Origin of the sequence: Deinococcus rubellus (assembly GCF_025244745.1) — a bacterium.
In the GTDB taxonomy this organism is placed as follows: Bacteria; Deinococcota; Deinococci; order Deinococcales; family Deinococcaceae; genus Deinococcus; species Deinococcus rubellus.
In genome coordinates, this window is record NZ_CP104213.1 from 481,000 (window position 1) to 499,929 (window position 18,930).

Genomic DNA, 18,930 nt, shown 5'->3' on the forward strand with positions numbered 1-18,930 from the left:
GCCCGCAGAAACTTGAGTGTCACACCTGGCACGCCCGGCCCCTCCCCTGCCCGCTAGACTGATCCAATGACTGTGCCCCACACTTCCTCCTCCGCGCCGCGCTGCTGGAATGTCATCGTGATCGGTGGCGGGCACGCGGGCATCGAGGCCGCCTGGGCCGCCGCCAAGTTCGGTTCTGTCGCTCTGCTGGTCAGCAACCCGGCGACCATCGGCAGGATGCCCTGCAACCCGGCAGTGGGCGGCCCAGGTAAGAGCCAGATGGTGTTCGAGATCCAGGCGCTGGGCGGCCTGATGCCCCGCCTGGCCGACGACACCGCCATTCATACCCGCACCCTCAACGCCAGCAAGGGACCCGCCGTCCAGTCACTGCGGGTGCAAAACGAGCGCGACGCTTACGCCGAGCGCGCCCAGGAGCTGCTGCTCGACGTGCCCAATCTCCAGATCGTGCGCGGCGAGGCGGCGGACCTGGAGCCAGATGCTCAGGGCTGGCAGGTCGTCACCACCGATGGCCGCCGCTTCCAGGCCCGCAGCGTGGTCATTGCGGCGGGTACCTTCCTGCGCGGCCTGACCTGGTACGGCAGACAGTCGCGCGGCGAGGGAAGGCAGGGCGAGCCGCCGTCGCGCTTCCTCTCGGCTCCATTGGCCCGCGCCGGGCACGTTCTCAAGCGCTACAAGACCGGCACCCCGCCGCGTGTCCGGGCCGATGCGGTGGACTTTGCCGCATTGCTGGAGATTCCTGCCGATCCCCAGCCGCGCGGTTTTACTGGCCATTCCGGCCCAAACGCCGCCCGCTCCCCCACCTGGCAGACCCACACTACCCCCGAAACGCACCGGTTGATCCACGAGAACCTTCACGAATCGCCGATGTATGCGGGCGACATCGAAGGCCTGGGGCCGCGCTACTGCCCCAGTATCGAGGACAAGGTCGTGCGGTTTGCCCACCATGACCGTCATTTACTGTTCGTCGAACCCGAGGGCCTCGATACCAGTGAGGTGTATTTACAGGGCTTTTCGAGCAGCTTGCCGCCCCGCCTGCAAGATCAGCTGGTGCGGACCCTGCCGGGCTTCGAGCGGGCCGTGATCCACCGCTACGCCTACGCCGTCGAGTACGACGTGGTGGATTCCACCGAGCTGACCCTGCATCTCGAATCGCGCCTCTTGCCAGGTGTGTTTACAGCGGGCCAGCTCAACGGCACCAGTGGCTACGAGGAGGCGGCGGCTCAGGGGCTGGTTGCGGGCACGGCGGCGGCCCGGCGCGCGCTCGGTTTGCTCCAGGGTCACGGCGACGCCCCGATTGTTTCCCGTGAAACAAGTTACATCGGCGTCATGCTTGATGATCTGACGCTGAGGGGCAGCGACGAGCCGTACCGGATGATGACCAGCCGCGTCGAACACCGCTTGCTGATCCGCCAGGATAACGCGGACGAACGGCTGACTGGGCAGGGATTTGAGCTGGGTCTGGTGCCAGAACAGCAACTTGGTCGGGTGCAGGCCAAGTACCGACGGATCGAGGCGGGCCAGAGCGCCATGGAGGGTCAGCGGTTCCAGGGCCAGCCCGCCGATCAATGGCTGCGCCGCCCTGATTTCAGTCTCGGCGATGTCGAGGCGATGGGCCTGGACTTGCCTGTCCTGAGTCCTGATGAGCGGGAAGCGCTGGAAATCCGGGTGAAGTACGCCGGGTACATTGAGCGCGCCAAGCGTCAGCTGGCCGCCGAGGGCCGGGCGCGCGGCCTCAGTTTGAGCGGTGTGGACTACGCGGCGGTGCCGGTACTGTCCAACGAGGCCCGCGAGAAGTTGAGGCGTGCCCAGCCGCAGACGGTGGCCCAGGCGGCACGCTTGCCGGGTGTACGTCACGCTGACATCTCCAGCTTGCTGATCTATATCAAACAGCATGGTCCCGACCAACGCAATCGTGTTTCACGTGAAACATCGTTCTGAAAACGGTCTGATGGTGGCCAAAACAAAGCTTCAGGAAGCGAACCATTTGACAGGTGGGCTGTTTCACGTGAAACTGTGACGGACGAGGCAAGGGCATGGCAAGAGACAAACAATTTCAGTGTGGGGTGCGGTCATGACCCCCGAGGGTGAGGCGCTGCTGTTGCAGGGTGGCCTCGAATTAGGTCTTGATCTGAGGCCGCATCTGCCTGCGTTCGCCGAACTTCAGGCGGCTTTGCTCGAAGGCAATGCCCAGATGAACCTCACAGCCCTGACGGCTGAGCGCGACATCATTCTGAAGCACTTCATTGATTCCCTGACCTGCGGCCTGGATGGCTGGCTCGGCGAGGCAACCCGGTTGCTCGATCTCGGCAGCGGCGCGGGCTTTCCAGCGTTGCCACTGGCGATTGTCTATCCGCAGCTCCAGATTCTGGCGGTGGACGCCACCCGCAAGAAGACTGAGTATATCGCCCGCACGGCGGCCCGGCTTCAGCTCGGCCAGGTGCAGGTGCTGGCGAGCCGGGCTGAGAGCCTGGGGCGCGATCCGGCGCACCGCGAACAGTATCAGCGTGTCGTGACGCGGGCGGTGGCGGCCCTGCCAGTACTGGCAGAACTGGGACTGCCGCTGCTGGAGACTGGCGGCCTGCTGATTGCCCAGAAAGGCCAGCTCAACCCAGAGGAACTGGAAGCTGGACGCCGGGCGGCTGCCGAGCTGGGCGGCGAGCTGTTTCATGTGAAACAGTTCGAGTTGCCGGTGTCGCACGACCCACGCAGCCTGGTGGTGATGCGGAAGCTGGGCACGACGCTGGCCAACTACCCCCGGCGTGAGGGTGTGCCCGGCAAACAACCGCTATTCTGAAGGCGGCGGTCAGGTCGGATCATCCGCCTGCCCTGAAGGTGACGATGTGAAGATGAAATGAAGACGCTGGGAATCGTGAATCAAAAGGGCGGCGTGGGAAAAACCACGACGGCCATCAATCTGGCGGCGTATCTGGCTGCCGGGGGACGGCGGGTGCTGCTGATCGACATGGACCCGCAGGGCAACGCCAGTAGTGGTCTGGGTCTGCGGGGTGTGGAGGCAGGCCTGTACGAGGCGCTGGGCAGCCCGGAGCGGACTGCCGACCTGATCGTGGGCACGGGGCAGGAGCGGTTGAGCGTCCTTCCGGCAACGCCTGATCTGGCTGGAGCGGGCGTGGAGCTGGCCGACGAGCCGTATGCCCTGCACGCCGTGCTGGAGCAGCTCAGCGACTTCGACGTGGCGATCATTGACGCGCCGCCGAGTCTGGGGCCGCTGACCATCAACGTGTTGGCGGCTGCCGACGCCCTGCTCATTCCGCTTCAGGCCGAGTACTACGCGCTGGAGGGTCTGGCCGGGCTGACCGAGACGGTGGACCGGGTACGGGCTGCGCTCAATCCCCGGCTCAAGGTGCTGGGCGTGGCCATCACCATGTTCGACGGGCGCACCAATCTGGCGCAAGAAGTCGAGCAGAGCGTGCGGCAGCATTTTGGCGAGCTGGTGTTCTGGAGCGTCATTCCCCGCAATGTCCGGCTTTCGGAAGCGCCCAGCTTTGCCAAGGCCATCAACCAGTTCGCGCCGCTGTCGAGTGGTGCAGCGGCCTACAAGCGCCTGGCCGAGGAGGTGATGCAGCGTGTCGAAAAAATCTAGCCTGGGACGTGGCCTCGATGCCCTGCTCAGCCGTCCGGTCAGTGCCGCGCCGCTCAGCGCCCAGAGCCTCAAGATCGAGCAGATCGTGCAGGCCGCTTACCAGCCGCGCCAGGTGTTCGTGCCGGAATCGCTGGCCGAACTGGCACAGAGTATCCGCGACAAAGGGGTGCTGCAACCGCTGCTGGTGCGCCCTCGCGGCGAGCATTTCGAGATCGTGGCGGGCGAGCGGCGCTGGCGGGCCGCGCAACTGGCGGGCCTAAGCGAAGTGCCGGTGATTATCCGAGACCTGGCCGACCGCGAGGCCCTGGAAATCGCCATCGTCGAGAACTTGCAGCGCGAGGACCTGGGGCCGCTGGAGGAGGCGCGGGCTTACCAGACCCTGCTTGACCAGGGCCACAACCAGGAAGGCGTTGCCAAAGCGGTGGGTAAGGGCCGCAGCACCGTGGCCAACGCTTTGCGGCTTCTGAGCCTGCCGCCCGAGGCACTGGCGGCATTGGAAAACGGTGAGATCAGTGCCGGACATGCCCGCGCGGTGCTGGCCCTGCCGGAAGTGGACCGGGCCTGGGCACTGAGTGAAATTCGGACCCGACACCTCAACGTGCGCGGTGCGGAAGCGCTCAAACGTGAGGAACGCCGCCGGGGAGGGGAGAGCGTGCCGATCAAGGTCAACCCGCCCCGGCCCTGGCGGCAGGTCGAGCTGGCGCTGAGCCGCCGTACCGGGACGAAGGTCAAGATCACGGGCGACGACAAGGGCCGCTTAGAACTAAGTTACAGTTCCCGCGAGGAGCTGGACCGGATTCTGGACGTGCTCGGTTACACCGAGGAGTAAGCGCCCGCAAAGTAAATGGAAAGGGCCGCCCGGCATGATCGGGGCGGCCCAGTTCCAATACGGTTCGTTCAGCGGCCAACTGTGAAGATGTTCGGCCAGGGACGGTAGCTGCTTTTCAGGGTGTCCTGCTTGAAGGTCTTGCCGTTCCGCACAAACAGGCGGTCCACCTCGATCACTGCGCCCTGGGCCGCCCAGTCTACCTGCTTGCGTTCGCCTTTTTTGAGGGTGGCGTCGGTGATGATCTTGTCGGGCGGTGAGGGCGTGGTGCTGAGGATGCGCGGCTCCTGCACCTGCACGTCGAAATCGCGCGCCTTGCCGAACACCCGCACCACCAGCAGCTTCTGGGCATCGTCCCAGTCGGACTGGAACCACAGTGCGCCGCCGGTGTCGTTGGCAAAGCGCAGGTCCTGGCTGGGCTGGTAGATGGTGGCGTCCAGGCCCTGCGGATCGTAGTAATAGACCTGATAGCTGTGGTTGCGCCGCTCGGTAATCGGCAGGCCAGCACCGTAGAGCGCCCGGAACACGGTGGTGCTGACCTGACAGATGCCGCCGCCGATACCCGATGCGGTGCGCTCTCCGGCAATTACCAGGCCAGTCACGAAGCCTGCCCTGGTCGTGATCGGCCCCAGCATCCGGTTGAAGGAGAAAGTGTCGCCCTCGAACAACTTGTCCTGAAAGGCCTGTGTGCCCACGTGAATGTTGGTGATGCGGGCCGGGCTGGAGCCGTCGTAGCCGGTCTGACCGCCTGCCAGAAACGCTGTAATTCCACGTGAAACAAAGTAATCGAGGGTACGCTTTGGGGCGACGCTGCCGGTGGGTATCAGCTTGATCAGGGTGGTCTGTCCATCTTTGAGGGCCGCTGCCAGGGTGCTGCGGGCTGCTGCCGCGTCTACCGTGAAGCTGTTGTGCTGCACGATGGCCCACTGTCCGTCTGGCTGGACCTCGAAGCGGGCATCTCGGGCCGGGCCGGTGACGCGGCTGAGGAGCGCCTTGAGGTCGGCGTCCAGGCTGGCTGTCACCTTGCCCTGGGCGCGCAACTGCACCAGACGCTCCGGAGGAATGATCAGCGTCTCACGGTAGGGGAGGCTGGTTTTCTTGCCGTCCACCACGGCGGGAAAGCTGGCCTCGAAGCGCAGGGTCAGGCTGTCGGTGGCCTTTGGCTTGGGCGCGGCAGATACGGGCTTGACGGGCACCGCTGGAGCGGGAGCAGGCTGTGCTGGTGTGACTGCCGGGGGCGTGACTGCCGGGGCGGTATTCGCCGGAGTGGGCGCAGGCTCCGCCGAAGGGAGTTGCGGCGGCGACTCCGGCGCGGTGGGGGAGGGGAGAGGTGTGGGGGGAATCTCCTGGGCGTGGATCAGTGGCGAGGCAAGCAGCGCCAGTGTGAGCAGCAGGGAAGCGGAAAGGAAAACGCGCGGCATGGGCAGAGTATTTCACGGTGTCGGCGCAGAAACGTGATGGCGGCTGGGCCAGTGTGTAAAAGCAAAGCGGGCCAGCCCACACCGACCCGCCCGCTGACCCATACCACTCAGCTCACTGCTTCAGTCCACCAGCAGCGGAATCAGCACCGGGTTGCGGCCCGTTACCTTGCGGACAAACCGCCTGACTGCTCCGTACATGTCGTCGCGGATGTCTTCCAGGCGCTTCTTCTCGCGGGTGCCCTGCTCAACGGCTTCCAGCGCCACCTTGCGGATCTGGTTTTCGAGTTCGCGGTTGCTGCGCACAAAGCCGCGCGACACCAATTCGATGTGCGGGGTGGGGTGCAGCACCGCCGTGATGATCAGCACGCCTTCCTGGCTCATGCTCATGCGGTCCATGATGATGTCGTCGCTGATGTCGCCGACGCCCAGGCCGTCCACGTAGACAGCCCCTGCGGGAACGGTGCCCACCACCTTGAAGTCGTCCGGGGTCAGCTTGACGATGTCGCCGTTCTTGGCGACCAGGGTGCGCTGCGGCGGGCGGGTCGCCGTCTGGGCCAGGCGGGCGTGGTTGATCTGGTGACGCGGCTCGCCGTGCCAGGGCAAAAAGTACTTGGGCCGGGCCAGATTGAGAATGTGGAGTTGCTCCTCGCGGCTGCCGTGCCCGGAAGCGTGGACTTTCTGGTTGGGCGGATACAGCACGTCCACACCGATCTCGTAGAGCCGGTTAATGACGGTGTTGACCGCTTCCTCGTTGCCGGGAATCGGGCTGCTCGACAGGATGACGGTGTCGCCGCGCTTGAGGGCGATCTTGGCGTGGTTGCCGAAGGCCAGGCGAGAGAGCACGCTCATCGGCTGGCCCTGCGAACCGGTGCAGATGTAGAGCACCTGCGAGTCTTGCAGATCACCCACCTCATCACTGGTCACCAGCGGATCTCTGAACTCCATATAACCAAGCTGCTGTGAGACCTGGGCGTACTTGAGCATGCTGCGGCCTTCCATGATGACCCGGCGGCCCAGCTTCTCGGCGCTGCGGACGATGTTCTGCACCCGGTGGGTCTGCGAGGCGAAGGTCGTGATAAAGACCCGCCCGCGTGCCGCCTTGATCAGCGCTTCCAGGTTCTCGGCCACCTCGGCTTCACTGGTCGACCAGCCGGGGCGCTCAGCGTTGGTGCTGTCGGAGATGAGGAGCAGCACGCCCTCATCCCCGGCTTTCTCGATGCGGTCGAGCTGGCTGAGCTTGCCGTCGGTGGGCGTGCGGTCAATCTTGAAGTCGCCGGTGTGCACGACCTTGCCGACGGGCGTGGTCAAGATGTAACCCATGTTGTCGGGAATCGAGTGGGTGATGCGGAAGAAATCGACCACGAAATGCTGCCCGATACGGACCTGGGCATCAAGTTCGACCTCGCGCAGATCGGTGTCGGCTTCCTTGATGCCGAACTCGCTGAGCTTCTCGCGCAACAGTCCCAGGGTCAGCGCAGCGCTGTACATCGGCACGCGCGGCAGCCGGGGCATGATGTAGGGCAGCGAGCCGATGTGGTCCTCGTGGCCGTGCGTCAGAATCCAGCCCTTGATCAGCCCGGCGTGTTCCTGAAGATAGTCGATCTTGGGAATGATCAGGTCGATGCCGAGCTGGTGGGCCTCGGGAAAGGCCAGGCCGCCGTCGACGACCAGAATCTCGTCGCCGTAGCGGTAGGCGAACATGTTCTTGCCGATTTCGCCCATGCCGCCTAAAGGAATGATCTCCAGGGCGTCGGCGTTGGGGTTGGGGTTGAGGTTGGTCATCCTGCTCCTTGTGCCCAGCCAGTTGAGGGCCGGGGTGGGTGAACTTGGGTTTCGGCCAAAGCCGGAGATGCCGGGTCGGGGGAGAAATCAAATCAAAAGAACTGCTTAAAGCGTTGCTGTTTCCTGTTTCAAAGAATGCGGTTCAAGTCAAAGCCTGCACGAAAACAATGAAGAGGCATCCGCAGATGCAGTGGTGTCAGACTAACACGAACCCGGCGGCAGCGCGGCGATCCACCCGTCTGTTGATCCCTTTCTCCCCTGCGAAGCCGCCCGCCTCACCCGGCTATTTCGTGAGACGCCCCATTCCGCAGGAAACTGTGGCGTCTCAGGTACAATGTCCAGGTGACCCGCCAACGCATCCTTGTGATCGAGGACGACCTCGATATTGCCAACGTGCTGCGCCTCGACCTGACCGACGCGGGCTTTGAGATCGACCATGCCGACACAGCCATGACTGGCCTGATCAAAGCACGCGAAGAGCCGCCCGAACTCATTCTCCTCGACCTGGGCCTGCCGGATTTCGACGGCGGTGACGTGGTCCAGCGCTTGCGCAAGAACAGCACCGTGCCAGTCATCGTGCTCACGGCCCGCGACACTGTTGAGGAGCGGGTGCGTTTGCTCGGCCTGGGAGCCGACGACTACGTCATCAAGCCGTTTCACCCCGACGAACTGCTGGCCCGCATCAAGGTGCAGCTTCGCCAGCGCGGCTCCGAGAGCCTGACACTGGGTGACCTCGAACTCGACCCGCAAAAAAGATTGGTGCGCTACAAGGGAGAGGAGTTGCGGCTCTCGCCCAAGGAGTTCGACATTCTGGCACTCCTGATTCGCCAGCCGGGCCGGGTCTACTCGCGCCAGGAAATCGGGCAAGACATCTGGCAGGGCCGGTTGCCTGAAGGCAGCAACGTCGTGGACGTGCATATGGCCAATCTGCGCGCCAAGCTGCGCGACCTCGACGGCTACGGCCTGCTGCGGACCGTACGTGGCGTGGGCTACGCGCTGCGGAGCTGAGGGCGTTCATATCTCGCAGTCCGAGTGAACCGGACGGGCTTCACAAAACTCGGGCCAAGCTGACAATCTCCTCACCAACAGGCGTTTATCTTGAGGCAATGTTGATTTGGATCACCCTGTACATGGGCGCTGCGCTGCCGCGTGCCGGAGGCTGAATGGAAACCTCCAGGCGCGTCGGGCCGCTGCATGTTCTGCTGATTGAGGACAGTGAGGCCGACATCGATCTGATCCGGACAGCATTCGGTGAGGTTCAGCGTGCCCACTCGCCCATTGAACTGCACGTGGCGCGTGACGGTGCTCAGGCCCGCGCCGCGTTGGCCCGCGACCCCCGCATCGCCCTGGTGCTGCTCGACGGCGCGCTGCCCGGCGAGGACGGTCTGCACTGGCTCTCGGCGCTCAAGGCCCACGATGATGTGAGCCTGCGCCGCCTGCCGGTGGTGATGCTCAGCGGCAGCGACACCGAGGAGGAGATTCGCAGCGCCTACCACGCCCACGCCAGCGCCTACCTGATCAAGCCCAGCGATCCCGACGGCTTGCGGCAAATGGTGGGCGCGCTGGTACAGTTCTGGGGCCAGGTGGCCCGGCTGCCCAACCGCCTGTAGTCAGGCGAAAGGTTCTGCTTTTCTGACTTCTCTTCCTGTGCGCCGCTGCCGTCATACTGCGGTCATGACTTCAGTCTCGCTGCCGTCTGACTGGAAGGCCGCAAGGTGAACAGCGGTCTGTACATCCTGATCGCGGGCGCACTGCTGCTGGCCAGCATCGTCGGCAGTAAGGCGTCGGGGCGGCTGGGCGTGCCGGGACTGCTGCTCTTTCTGGGCGTGGGCATGCTGGCAGGCAGCGACGGTCCCGGCGGCATCGAGTTCAGCAATTACCTGTTCGCGCAGTGGGCCGGAACGGTGGCGCTGTGCTTCATCCTGTTTCAGGGTGGCCTAAGTACCGAGTGGTCGCTGGTGCGCCCGGTGCTGAAAAAGAGCCTGTCGCTGGCAACGCTGGGCGTGCTGCTCAGCACCGGGGTCATGGGCGCGTTCGCCCACCTCGCCTTCGGGCTGCCCTGGCTGAGTGCCCTGCTGCTGGGCGCGGTGGTCAGTTCCACCGACGCCAGCGCCGTATTCACCGTACTCAAGGAACGCCGCCTGGGCTTACGGGGCGAAATTACCCCGCTGCTCGAACTCGAATCCGGTGGCAACGACCCGATGGCCGTTTTCCTGACGCTGGGCCTGATTGCGCTGATCCAGGACCCTGGACAGAGCGTGCTGGGCCTTGCGCCACAGTTTCTCCGGGAGATGCTGCTGGGGGCGCTGCTCGGTTACGGTTTGGGCCGGGCCAGCCTGTGGGCCATCAACAAGCTGAATTTGCAGTTCGAGGGCCTTTACTCGGTGATGCTGATCGCGCTGGCGCTGATGACCTACGGCGCGGCGGCCAGCTTGCACGGCAGCGGCTTTCTGGCGGTCTATATCGCCGGGCTGGTGATCGGCAACGCCGACTTCATCCACAAGCGCAGCGTGCTCGATTTCCTCGACGGTCTGGCCTGGCTGATGCAGATCGGGATGTTCCTGATGCTGGGCCTGCTGGTCAATCCGCACGAGCTGCTGCCCACCGCCGGGCTGGCGCTGGCCTGCGCACTGGTGCTGGTGTTCGTGGCCCGGCCCGTCAGCGTGTATCTCAGTCTGGCCGCCTCGCAGATGCCCAAGCGCGACAAGAGCATGGTGGCCTGGGTGGGGCTGCGCGGCGCGGTGCCGATTGTGCTGGCGACCTTCCCACTGCTGGCGGGCGTGCCAAATGCCAACCTGCTTTTCAATGCGGTGTTCTTCATCGTGCTGACCAGTGTGCTGCTGCAAGGCACCACCCTGACGCTGGTGGCGCGCTGGCTGAGGGTGCGCGAGGACACGCCCAAGCGGCCCGTGTATCCCATCGCCTACCGGCCCACCGGCACCGGCAGAAACGACATGGCCGAGGTGGATGTCGGGCCGGGCAGCGAGGCCGACGGGCGGCGCATCATGGACCTCAAGCTGCCGCCCGACGCGCTGGTCATTCTGGTGCACCGGGGCGGCGAATTTCTGGTGCCCAAGGGGGCCACCACCTTGCAGGCAGGCGACAGCGTGCTGGTGCTGGCACTCGGCGACGATCTGAAAGCGGTGCAGACCAAGCTGGGCCACCAGGGTACGGTTCGGGCGGCGCTGGGTCCGCCGCGCCGCAAGGAGAAATCGGCCAGATCGGCCCGCTGAAACTTGGTGGGTCAGAGCCTGACCAGCCTCACAAGGCAGCCCGCCGGTTTTTGCTAGACTCGGCGGTATGACGATGGTGCGAAATACGCGGCAACGGCAGGCGGTGCTCCAGGCCCTGCGGACCACCCGCACGCACCCCGACGCCGCCTGGATTCATCAGGAAGTGCGGCGCGAACTGCCCAGCCTCAGTCTCGGCACGGTGTACCGGACCTTAGACGCGCTGGTGCGCGATGGTGTGGCCGTGACCATCGAACGTGCCGGGCAGGCCACCCGCTACGATTTCAGGCGTGACGATCACCACCACCATGCCGTCTGCCGGACCTGCGGAGCGATTTTCGACATTGAAGTGCAGGAGCTGCCGAACCTGCCCAGAACGTTGCTGCCCGGCGGCTTCCAAGTCTCGGATGTGCGCCTGGAAGTGCATGGGGTGTGTGTCGCCTGTCAGAACAAACCGAACCACTGAGCCTTCTCTTTCAAAGCTCGCCACCATAAAGGGATTCGCCTGCCCCCGTACTGAGCTGGGGTGCAGGCGACCTTTCTGGCAGAGAAGTGCTCAGGGCGTTTTCAGGGCGTAGCCGATGCCGCGCACCGTGCGGATGATGCCGTAGCCGTCGAGGTCACGCAGCTTGGCACGCATGTTGGCCATGTGCACATCCACGACATTGCTGTTGCTGGGCAATTCGCCGTTCCAGACCTCGCGCTCGATCTCCTGGCGCGAGTAGACCCGGCCTGGTTGCCGCGCCAGGAAGGTCAGCAGGTCAAACTCCTTGGGCGAGAGCCGGACCTCGTGGCCGTTGTAGTGGCACAGCCGCTTTTGTGGGTGAATTTCCAGCGCGCCGATCTGAATGACCTCGCCGTGCTGCTGGTGGCGCAGTTGCACCTTGACGCGGGCGACCAGTTCTTCAGGGTGAAAGGGCTTGGTCATGTAGTCGTCGGCCCCGGCTTCCAGCAAGTTCACCTTGCGGTCCACCGCGTCCATCGCCGTCAGGATGATGATCGGCACGGCGCTGGTTTTGCGCAGGCGGCGGGCGATTTCCGCGCCGTCGAAGTCGGGCAGACCCAGGTCGAGAATCACCAGATCAGGGGCGTTCTCGCGGGCGCTGGTCAGGCCCGTCACGCCGTCCGGGGCGGTCAGCACCCGGTAACCGGCCTGCTCGAGTTCGTACTGCACCACGCGGGTGATGTCGGGGTTGTCTTCAATCAGGAGGATGCGCTGTTCCATGGATGGTCATCTTCACTGGGGTGGAGAGGACCCCAGCGCCTTTTCGATGCTTACGGGCCATCTTAATGAAGGCCGTGGCCCCAACGGTGAAGCGCAGCGCTTCCGTCGGTTTATGCTCCCTTAATAGGCTCTTGGTGAACTTCATGCGAACTTGGCCCAGAGGGAGGCCGTACTGCCCGCTCTGACACGCCGCTCAGCTTGCTGGAGTCAATGGATATGGATGCGGTTATTCGAAATCGACAGCCCACCAGGCTTCGCGCTGCGCCGCCAGCCGGGCGCGCGGGTCGCCCAAGGCGCTCAGGGCCTTGGCCAGCCCGTTCCAGTCCTGCTCGCTGAGCGGATCGATGGTCAGCGCCCGCTGGTGAAACTGCGCGGCGTCCTTGACCCGTCCGGCGTCCCCGGCGGCGCGGGCGGCCAGGCTCAGAACCGAAAGCTGGCGCTGCTCTAGGCGTGAGCGCACATCGTCGGCCCAGGGCGAATCCACGCCCGGCAGAAATTCGCCGTAGAGGCTGGCGAGTTCGCGTAGCTCTTCCAGACCCAGGCTACCTGCCTCGGCCTGCTTGGTCAGCAGCTCGAAGCGCTGAGCATCGTAACTGGGGTTGATGTCGTCGGCCAGGGTGTAACGGCGGTTGGTGCTGACCACCGCCTCGTTGCTCAGCGAGCGCCGCAGCCGGTGCAGGGTCGTGTGAAAGAGGCTGCTGGCCCTGGCCTCGTCCTTCTCAGGCCACAACGCCTCGGCGGCCTGCCAACTGGTGACTTCCCTGTGTTCCAGCAGATAAAAGAACAGCTCCAGCGCCTTGCGCGACACCCACGACACGCTCTCGCCTTTCCAGATGACCTGGGCGGTGCCCAGCGCCTTGGCCTCAGTGCCGCTGGCTCCCCGCGCCGCCAGCCCGGCCCGTCTCAGGCGGGCGTCAATGGCGGTCAGCAGGTCCTGGGGCGTGAACGGCTTGGGCAGGTAATCGTCGGCCCCCAGGTTCATGCCCCGGCGCACGTCGCCGCGCTCGGCGTGGCTGGAGAGCAGCATGAACGGCAGGGCCGAGCGCTTCTCGTTGGCCCGCACCTGTTCTAGAAATTCCAGGCCAGTCATGTACGGCATCACCACGTCACTGATCACCAGATCTGGGGTAAAGACATTGAGCATTTCCAGCGCTTCCACCGGATGGCTGCTGGTGCGGACTTCATGGCCTGCCCGCGAGAGAATCACGCTGATCAGTTTGAGGATGGCAGCGTCGTCGTCCACCACCAGAATACGCGGCATATGAGAAGTGTAACAGTTTCCTTGCTGTCCTGGCGATGATGCTGTCAGCGCTACGCAAGACGAAAACGTCACATCCTGAAAAGCGTCCGGGGGCTGGGGCGTCTTAAGGCTTTGCACCCGTCGCGCAGGCCTGCTACAATTTCGAGTTGCGTGCCGCCACGTTGCTGTTTTTCAACTACAGAGCGGAGTTTACCGGCCAAGTACGCGAAGAGGGAGGTGAAATTATGCAAAGTCAATACGATCTCAACTTGATTCTCAACCCCACCCTCAGCGGTGAGCAGCTTCAGACCGAGAAGGATTACATCAGCAACGCCGTGCAAAACGCCGGGGCTGAAGTGACGAATCTCGACGACGCTGGAAACCGCCGGATGGCGTACCCGATCCAGAAGGACCGCGAGGGCTACTACCTGATGTACACCATCAAGGCCAGCGGCGATCCTGAAAAGGACATCGCGGCCAGCCTGCGCCTGCGCGACAACGTGCGCCGGGTGCTGGTGGTCAAGGACCGTCCCGAATGGAAGACCAAGAAGGCGTAAGCCGGACCTGAGTCTGCCAATTTTTACGCTCTTGACAGAATGAACTGCCTTTGTTAATCTGGCTGCACTTCGATGTGAGGACACACGAAGGCCAAGCGCCCGCAACCATACTCAAGCCCATTAGCTACGATTGACACGCAAGGAGACACGCACATGGCCCGTGGAATGAATCATGTTTATCTGGTTGGCAGCCTCGCCCGCGATCCCGAGTTGCGCTACACCCCCAGCGGGGTGCCGGTGTTCGAAGCCACGGTTGCTGGCGAAGACCACCTGATCGGCAACGACGGCAAGGAGCGCAAACTGCCCTGGTACCACCGCGTCAGCATTCTCGGCAAACCCGCCGAGTGGCAGTCGGAGCGCAACCTGAAATCTGGCGATCCCGTGATCGTGGAAGGCACCCTGGACTACAGCCAGTGGGAAGCCCCCGAAGGCGGCAAGCGTTCACAGGTTCGCGTCAAGGCGCTGCGAATGGAGTCTCTGGGCAGCGAAGCCGAACTGGTGCAAGACGCTGGTGGCGGCGTGCGGATGAGCGGCGGCTGGAACACCGTCATCGTGATCGGCAATCTGGCCCGCGATCCCGAACTGCGCTACACCCCCACGGGTGACGCGGTGCTGGGACTGGGACTGGCCGTCAACGAGACCTGGAAAGACCGCAACGGCAACCAGCAGGAAAAGACCCACTGGATCGACATCACCTTGTGGCGCGAACTGGCCGAAGCCTGCCAGAACCTGCGCAAGGGCGACCCGGTGCTGGTGCAGGGACGGCTGGTCAACGACAGCTGGCAGGACAAAGACGGCAACAAGCGCAACACCACCAAAGTAGAGGCGACGAAAGTCGAAGCTCTGGCCCGAGGCGTGGGTGCCGGTGCACCCGCAGCCACCTCCGGCGCGCCCCGTACGATGGCCACGGGCAGCGCACCGACGCGCACGGGCAGCAACGCTGCACCGGCGCGGGCGGCCTCGCCGCAGGGGAACCGTTCGGCCAGCTTGGATATTGATCAGGGCCTCGACGATTTTCCGCCGGAAGAAGACCTGCCGTTTTGAGCCGCAACCAGGCTTGAGACGAAAGGTCAGTGGCAGCACAAAGCTGCCGTAATGCTGTTTCAACAAGGAAACCATGACCCAGACTGACCGTAAACCGCGTGGCAAGGGACCCAAGCGTCCCCGCAAGCCCAAGGTTGATCCGTTCGCCATCGGCGAGCTGGAAATTACCGATTACAAAGACGTCAAGATGCTGCGCCGGTTCGTCTCCGACACCGGCAAGATCTTGCCCCGCCGCCGCACCGGCCTCTCGGCCAAGCACCAGCGCCGCATCGCCCAGACCATCAAACTGGCGCGTCAGATGGCTCTGTTGCCCTATACCGAGAAACTGGTTCGGAAGTAAGGATAAGCCATGCAGATTATTTTGCTCGAGCCCGGCCGACTGGGCCAGGTCGGCGACGTGGTAAGCGTCAAAGACGGCTACGCCCGCAACTTCCTGATTCCCCAGAACATGGCGCTCCCGGCCACCCAGGGTAACCTCAAGAGCCTGGAAGCCCGCATCAAGTCGCGCAACAAGGTGCTGGCCCAGGAGAAGAAGGACGCCGAGAACCTCGCCGAGCGCATGAAGGACCTCAGCGTGGAGCTGAGCGTCAAGGCGGGTGAAGGCAAGATCTACGGTGCCGTGACCCACGCCGATGTGGCCGCCGCGCTGGCCGAGAAGGGCTTCGTCGTGGACCGCCGCAAGCTCGACATGCCCAAAGCAGTCAAGGACATCGGCGAGTACGAGGTCAGCTACCGCGCCCACCCCGAGGTGAGCGTGCCGTTCAAGCTGGTCGTTCACGCCAAGAAGTGAGCTGACGCTGCAAAGCTGACGCACCAGATGTTGAGAAGCGCCTCACCCAGTACTGGGCGAGGCGCTTCTTTGATTTTGCTGGGTACTGCTCAGTGGCTCTGCGCGATGACCTTGAGCAGCCTGTCCTGATAGGCCCGCAAATCGAGGGTGTTCCCGGGGGCCTGGTCGACCATGATGGCAAAGGCCAGCACGTGCCCCGATTTGCCGCGCACGTAACCCGCCAGGCTGGACGCCCCCGGCAGCGTGCCGGTTTTGGCCCGCACGTCCAGCCCGCTGCCGACGAAGCGCCCGGCCAGCGTGCCGCCCTCGGCCCTGGCCGCCGCACTGGAGATGCCGGTGCCGCCGCGCGGCAGGGCTTCAATGAAGAGGTTCTTGCGCTGGGCGAACGCCTCGGCGGGTGTGAGCGGTGTTTTGAGGGCGGTGATCGGCAGATCGTACATCCGCTCCAGCACCGTGACCAGCGTGCGCGGGGTCAGGCGGTTGGCCTCCGACAGTCCGGAAGCGTCACTCAGGCTCAGCGGCGCGGGCTTCACGCCGACCTGTATCAGAAACCGGCGCAGGCCCGCCAGCATGCCGGCGTGGGTCAGAGATGCGGTGCTGGCCTGCCCCGGCACCTGGCCCAGGCGGGCGGCAAGCTGATCGGCCCAGACGTTGTCGCTCGGCTTGAGGGTCTGGCGGAGCAGCGCGATCAGCGGCGCACTCTGAACGCTGGCCAGGCTGACTTCAGGCACGTCGGCGGTGGACGCGGGTGTGGCGGAATACCCCGGCGTCACCCGCCCGAACTGCTGCGCGCTCTGCTGCCCCACCAGGCGGCCCAGCCCGCTCGCCGCCGCGCCCACCCGGATGCCTGCCGCCCGCAGTTGCCCGGCGAACGCGTCCGTGACCCGCCCCGCGTAGTTCTCGGGGGTGTCGTTCCAGCCGGGGTACTCCTGGAGGCGCAGCGGCACCAGCGGGGTGCCCAGCGGCAGTGCGGGCCAGGTGGTGCTGTCGATGGTGGGGGCAACACTGAGTTCGCCGACTTCCTCGATGCCGCTCTTGGCGAGTTGCTGTGCCAGCGACGAGAGCGAATACAGCCCGGTGACGCTCAGACTCGGATCACCCAGGCCGCGCAGACTCAGGCGGCTGAGGCTTTTGGCGTGGCGGCTGACTTCCTGTGCCGGGGCCAGCGCCTCCACGCTGTAGCGGCTTTGCGGGCCGCCCTGCGTCAGGCGGGCAGCCATGCTGACCAGTTTCATGGTGGAGGCGGGCACGAACAGTTCGTCGGGCCGGGCCGCTTCCAGCACCTTGCCGGTGTCGAGGTCGCGCACCAGCAGGCCGAGGTGAACGGAACTGGGCGGGTGGGCCAGCAGCGCCGACACTGCCGGGCTGAGCACGGCGCGCAGCGTCACTTCCGCCGCGTTTGCCGCTGGACCTACCGCTGAACCCGTCACCAGACAGGTCAGCAGCAGGGGGTACCAGAGCAGGGAGCGCACCGCAACAGGCTAACAGAAGTTCACGGCGGTGAGCGCTGTACAGGAAAGGAGTTGCAAGCGAGGCGCACGCCCCAGCCCTGATTCCATCAGCACTTGACCAGCAGCCAAAAAAACGCCCGCCAGACGAGGTCTTCCGGCGGGTTCAGCAGCTTGATAAGAAGCTGGACTGTTCGTTTTATGTTGGTGCTGAGGATGGGACTTGAACCCACACAGGTTGCCCTACACGCCCCTCAAGCGTGCGCGTCTACCAATTTCGCCACCCCAGCAAAGGGCAAGCTCTCAATGAGCAAGCGAAGTAGAGTTTAATGGCCAAGCACGAACTTGTCAACGCTGGTCTTGCGGAGGCCGTGCTTGCCTCTCCCGGCAGCGCCCAGCAGCGGGAGGGGTTTGCCGTTCAGCAGGCTGCTGACGGTGCCGAGTGACACGCCGCGCTTCCTGGCATAGGCCAGAAACGCTCCGAAGACATTGAGGGTTTCCTGAGCGTTGTCGTGCAGCAAGATGATGCCGCCGGGGTGCAGCCTGCGGTCAAAACGGCTTTCCAGAACGCTGTCGCCGGGATTCTGGAAGTCGGCGGGGTCGTCGGTCCAGAAGACGGTGGTGAGGCCCAGCGCCCGCGCGGCGTCGAGGGTCTGGGGCGTGTAGTCGCCGCCGGGGGGCCGGAAATACTTGACTGGCTGTCCGGTGAGGCCGCGCAGGGTCTGGTTGGTGAGGCTGAGTTCGGTGATGGCGGCGGTCAGCGAGAGGGCGGGGAGCCTTACGTGGTGGTAGGTGTGATTGGCGACCTCGTGACCCTGCTGCACCATGTCGCGCACGAAGTAGGGGTAGGCGCGGGCGTTGCGGCCAATCACGAAGAAGGTGGCCTTGACCTGATCGCGGCGCAGCAGATCGAGCAGCAGCGGCTCATACATCGGGTGCGGGGCGTCGTCGAAAGTGAGGGCTGCCACCGGCTTCAGGACGCTGCCGCCGTAGAGCAGGCCGTCCTGAATACCGCCCTTGGCGCGGCTGGCGGTGCGGGTGCGGGCGTCGGAGAGCGTCTGGTTGACATCACCGAAAAAGTTGATGGTCTGCTCGCGCACCCTGTCGGCGATCCGGTCCGCGTTGCCGGGATTGGGCGGTGTGCTGCCCAGCGCTTCCCAGGCCCGCTCGTAGGTCCCGCCTGCCGCCCAGGCCGCCACCTCTTGCAGGCGGGCGCGCGGCGCGCTGAGGGTCAGGATCGGCAGCGGGCCGCCGAAGCCGCCATACCCGGTTTTGTTGTAGACGCTGACATCGACTTCAACGAGGCTGGGGCGCAGGCCGAGCGTGCGGGCCGCTGCCGTGGCCGCCAGTTTGCGGGCCTGCGCCACCTCGCCAGGCTGGAGGAGCAGCACCGCGCTGGCAACCTCGATATGGCCGTTGCTGAGATACTGGATCTGGCGCACCTGCGGCATCGGCGGGTTGAGTATCAGCTCGGGAATGGGCGACGCGCGGCGGGTACCGGGCGCAATCGGCTGCGTCTCGCCGGGCAAGCGCAGCGGTTTGGCATGCGTCGCGGCGGGGAGTGGATTTGAGAGAGGTGTGGCAGGAATCAGCGTGGGCGTCTGCGCCTGGGCCAGGGTCAGGCACAGCAGCAGGGGTGAGAGCAGCCCCAGGGCGCGGGAAGAGATCAGCATGGTGTGGGACTCCGAAATGGGGGGGAGGAGTAAGCAGCCGTTCGGTAAGCACGGCGCTGGGGATTCAGGGCGGTGCCTTCAGTGCTGGGCCTT

The 18,930-nt window shown here is 64.7% G+C and carries 18 protein-coding genes and 1 tRNA gene; 12 read left to right on the top strand and 7 right to left on the bottom strand.

Features of this window, described 5'->3' with window-relative positions:
• Window positions 1-66: 66 nt before the first annotated feature.
• The 4 genes from mnmG (at window position 67) to N0D28_RS02505 (ending at window position 4,430) form a co-directional block, all read left to right on the top strand.
• Window positions 67-1,938, top strand: coding sequence for a tRNA uridine-5-carboxymethylaminomethyl(34) synthesis enzyme MnmG (mnmG, locus tag N0D28_RS02490; RefSeq protein ID WP_260560825.1), 1,872 nt, complete (start codon window positions 67-69; stop codon window positions 1,936-1,938).
• Window positions 1,939-2,071: 133 nt separating this feature from the next.
• Window positions 2,072-2,794, top strand: a complete 723-nt coding sequence (gene rsmG, locus N0D28_RS02495; protein ID WP_260560826.1) for a 16S rRNA (guanine(527)-N(7))-methyltransferase RsmG — start codon at window positions 2,072-2,074, stop codon at window positions 2,792-2,794.
• Between the two features lie 57 nt (window positions 2,795-2,851).
• On the top strand, window positions 2,852-3,601 hold the full coding sequence (locus tag N0D28_RS02500; RefSeq protein WP_260560827.1) for a ParA family protein: 750 nt from the start codon (window positions 2,852-2,854) through the stop codon (window positions 3,599-3,601).
• A complete protein-coding gene (locus N0D28_RS02505; protein ID WP_260560828.1) occupies window positions 3,585-4,430 on the top strand; it encodes a ParB/RepB/Spo0J family partition protein in 846 nt (281 codons plus the stop codon). The genes N0D28_RS02500 and N0D28_RS02505 overlap by 17 nt, the downstream gene beginning before the upstream one ends.
• Window positions 4,431-4,498: 68 nt before the next feature.
• On the opposite strand, the gene N0D28_RS02510 is transcribed toward N0D28_RS02505, so the two are convergent.
• Entirely contained in the window at window positions 4,499-5,848 is a 1,350-nt protein-coding gene (locus N0D28_RS02510) for a VanW family protein (RefSeq protein WP_260560829.1), read from the bottom strand.
• Window positions 5,849-5,968: 120 nt separating this feature from the next.
• Window positions 5,969-7,630 carry a ribonuclease J gene (locus tag N0D28_RS02515; protein ID WP_260560830.1) on the bottom strand — a complete coding sequence of 554 codons (1,662 nt, stop codon included), beginning with the start codon at window positions 7,628-7,630 and terminating at the stop codon, window positions 5,969-5,971.
• Between the two features lie 342 nt (window positions 7,631-7,972).
• Here N0D28_RS02515 and N0D28_RS02520 point away from each other — a divergent pair, with 342 nt between their 5' ends.
• The 4 genes from N0D28_RS02520 to N0D28_RS02535 all read left to right on the top strand — a co-directional run bounded on the left by N0D28_RS02520 (window position 7,973) and on the right by N0D28_RS02535 (window position 11,326).
• Entirely contained in the window at window positions 7,973-8,638 is a 666-nt protein-coding gene (locus N0D28_RS02520) for a response regulator transcription factor (protein ID WP_260560831.1), read from the top strand.
• A gap of 155 nt (window positions 8,639-8,793) precedes the next feature.
• A complete protein-coding gene (locus N0D28_RS02525) occupies window positions 8,794-9,240 on the top strand; it encodes a response regulator (protein WP_260560832.1) in 447 nt (148 codons plus the stop codon).
• 105 nt (window positions 9,241-9,345) lie between these two features.
• Entirely contained in the window at window positions 9,346-10,863 is a 1,518-nt protein-coding gene (locus N0D28_RS02530; RefSeq protein WP_260560833.1) for a potassium/proton antiporter, read from the top strand.
• Between the two features lie 67 nt (window positions 10,864-10,930).
• Window positions 10,931-11,326 (top strand): Fur family transcriptional regulator, encoded by a 396-nt coding sequence (locus tag N0D28_RS02535; protein WP_260560834.1) that lies wholly within the window; start codon window positions 10,931-10,933, stop codon window positions 11,324-11,326.
• Window positions 11,327-11,416: 90 nt separating this feature from the next.
• Here N0D28_RS02535 and N0D28_RS02540 read toward each other — a convergent pair whose 3' ends face one another.
• On the bottom strand, window positions 11,417-12,085 hold the full coding sequence (locus N0D28_RS02540) for a response regulator transcription factor (protein ID WP_124870390.1): 669 nt from the start codon (window positions 12,083-12,085) through the stop codon (window positions 11,417-11,419).
• A gap of 226 nt (window positions 12,086-12,311) precedes the next feature.
• Window positions 12,312-13,346, bottom strand: coding sequence for an AfsR/SARP family transcriptional regulator (locus tag N0D28_RS02545; protein ID WP_260560835.1), 1,035 nt, complete (start codon window positions 13,344-13,346; stop codon window positions 12,312-12,314).
• Window positions 13,347-13,570: 224 nt separating this feature from the next.
• Between N0D28_RS02545 and rpsF the strand changes: the two genes are divergently transcribed.
• The 4 genes from rpsF to rplI all read left to right on the top strand — a co-directional run bounded on the left by rpsF (window position 13,571) and on the right by rplI (window position 15,716).
• Complete coding sequence (gene rpsF, locus N0D28_RS02550; RefSeq protein ID WP_260560836.1) at window positions 13,571-13,882, top strand: 30S ribosomal protein S6; 312 nt, start codon at window positions 13,571-13,573, stop codon at window positions 13,880-13,882.
• A 153-nt stretch (window positions 13,883-14,035) separates the two neighbouring features.
• The gene (locus N0D28_RS02555; protein WP_260560837.1) at window positions 14,036-14,926 is read left to right on the top strand and encodes a single-stranded DNA-binding protein; all 891 of its coding nucleotides are present in this window, start codon (window positions 14,036-14,038) and stop codon (window positions 14,924-14,926) included.
• 73 nt (window positions 14,927-14,999) lie between these two features.
• Window positions 15,000-15,266 carry a 30S ribosomal protein S18 gene (gene rpsR, locus N0D28_RS02560; protein WP_161882260.1) on the top strand — a complete coding sequence of 89 codons (267 nt, stop codon included), beginning with the start codon at window positions 15,000-15,002 and terminating at the stop codon, window positions 15,264-15,266.
• A gap of 9 nt (window positions 15,267-15,275) precedes the next feature.
• Entirely contained in the window at window positions 15,276-15,716 is a 441-nt protein-coding gene (rplI, locus tag N0D28_RS02565; RefSeq protein WP_260560838.1) for a 50S ribosomal protein L9, read from the top strand.
• Window positions 15,717-15,805: 89 nt separating this feature from the next.
• On the opposite strand, the gene N0D28_RS02570 is transcribed toward rplI, so the two are convergent.
• The 3 genes from N0D28_RS02570 to N0D28_RS02580 form a co-directional block, all read right to left on the bottom strand.
• Complete coding sequence (locus N0D28_RS02570) at window positions 15,806-17,188, bottom strand: D-alanyl-D-alanine carboxypeptidase/D-alanyl-D-alanine-endopeptidase (protein ID WP_260560839.1); 1,383 nt, start codon at window positions 17,186-17,188, stop codon at window positions 15,806-15,808.
• 181 nt (window positions 17,189-17,369) lie between these two features.
• Window positions 17,370-17,454, bottom strand: a tRNA-Leu gene (locus N0D28_RS02575).
• Window positions 17,455-17,490: 36 nt separating this feature from the next.
• Window positions 17,491-18,837, bottom strand: a complete 1,347-nt coding sequence (locus N0D28_RS02580; protein ID WP_260560840.1) for a polysaccharide deacetylase family protein — start codon at window positions 18,835-18,837, stop codon at window positions 17,491-17,493.
• Window positions 18,838-18,930 lie beyond the last annotated feature (93 nt).

Bases quoted from the DNA above. Each gene is read 5' to 3' on its own strand.
- N0D28_RS02545 (WP_260560835.1), bottom strand. From the start codon at position 13,346: ATGCCGCGTATTCTGGTGGTGGACGACGACGCTGCCATCCTCAAACTG.
- N0D28_RS02580 (WP_260560840.1), bottom strand. From the start codon at position 18,837: ATGCTGATCTCTTCCCGCGCCCTGGGGCTGCTCTCACCCCTGCTGCTG.
- N0D28_RS02525 (WP_260560832.1), top strand. From the start codon at position 8,794: ATGGAAACCTCCAGGCGCGTCGGGCCGCTGCATGTTCTGCTGATTGAG.
- N0D28_RS02515 (WP_260560830.1), bottom strand. From the start codon at position 7,630: ATGACCAACCTCAACCCCAACCCCAACGCCGACGCCCTGGAGATCATT.
- N0D28_RS02540 (WP_124870390.1), bottom strand. From the start codon at position 12,085: ATGGAACAGCGCATCCTCCTGATTGAAGACAACCCCGACATCACCCGC.
- N0D28_RS02500 (WP_260560827.1), top strand. From the start codon at position 2,852: ATGAAGACGCTGGGAATCGTGAATCAAAAGGGCGGCGTGGGAAAAACC.
- mnmG (WP_260560825.1), top strand. From the start codon at position 67: ATGACTGTGCCCCACACTTCCTCCTCCGCGCCGCGCTGCTGGAATGTC.
- rpsF (WP_260560836.1), top strand. From the start codon at position 13,571: ATGCAAAGTCAATACGATCTCAACTTGATTCTCAACCCCACCCTCAGC.
- N0D28_RS02510 (WP_260560829.1), bottom strand. From the start codon at position 5,848: ATGCCGCGCGTTTTCCTTTCCGCTTCCCTGCTGCTCACACTGGCGCTG.
- rpsR (WP_161882260.1), top strand. From the start codon at position 15,000: ATGACCCAGACTGACCGTAAACCGCGTGGCAAGGGACCCAAGCGTCCC.
- rsmG (WP_260560826.1), top strand. From the start codon at position 2,072: ATGACCCCCGAGGGTGAGGCGCTGCTGTTGCAGGGTGGCCTCGAATTA.
- N0D28_RS02535 (WP_260560834.1), top strand. From the start codon at position 10,931: ATGACGATGGTGCGAAATACGCGGCAACGGCAGGCGGTGCTCCAGGCC.
- N0D28_RS02555 (WP_260560837.1), top strand. From the start codon at position 14,036: ATGGCCCGTGGAATGAATCATGTTTATCTGGTTGGCAGCCTCGCCCGC.
- rplI (WP_260560838.1), top strand. From the start codon at position 15,276: ATGCAGATTATTTTGCTCGAGCCCGGCCGACTGGGCCAGGTCGGCGAC.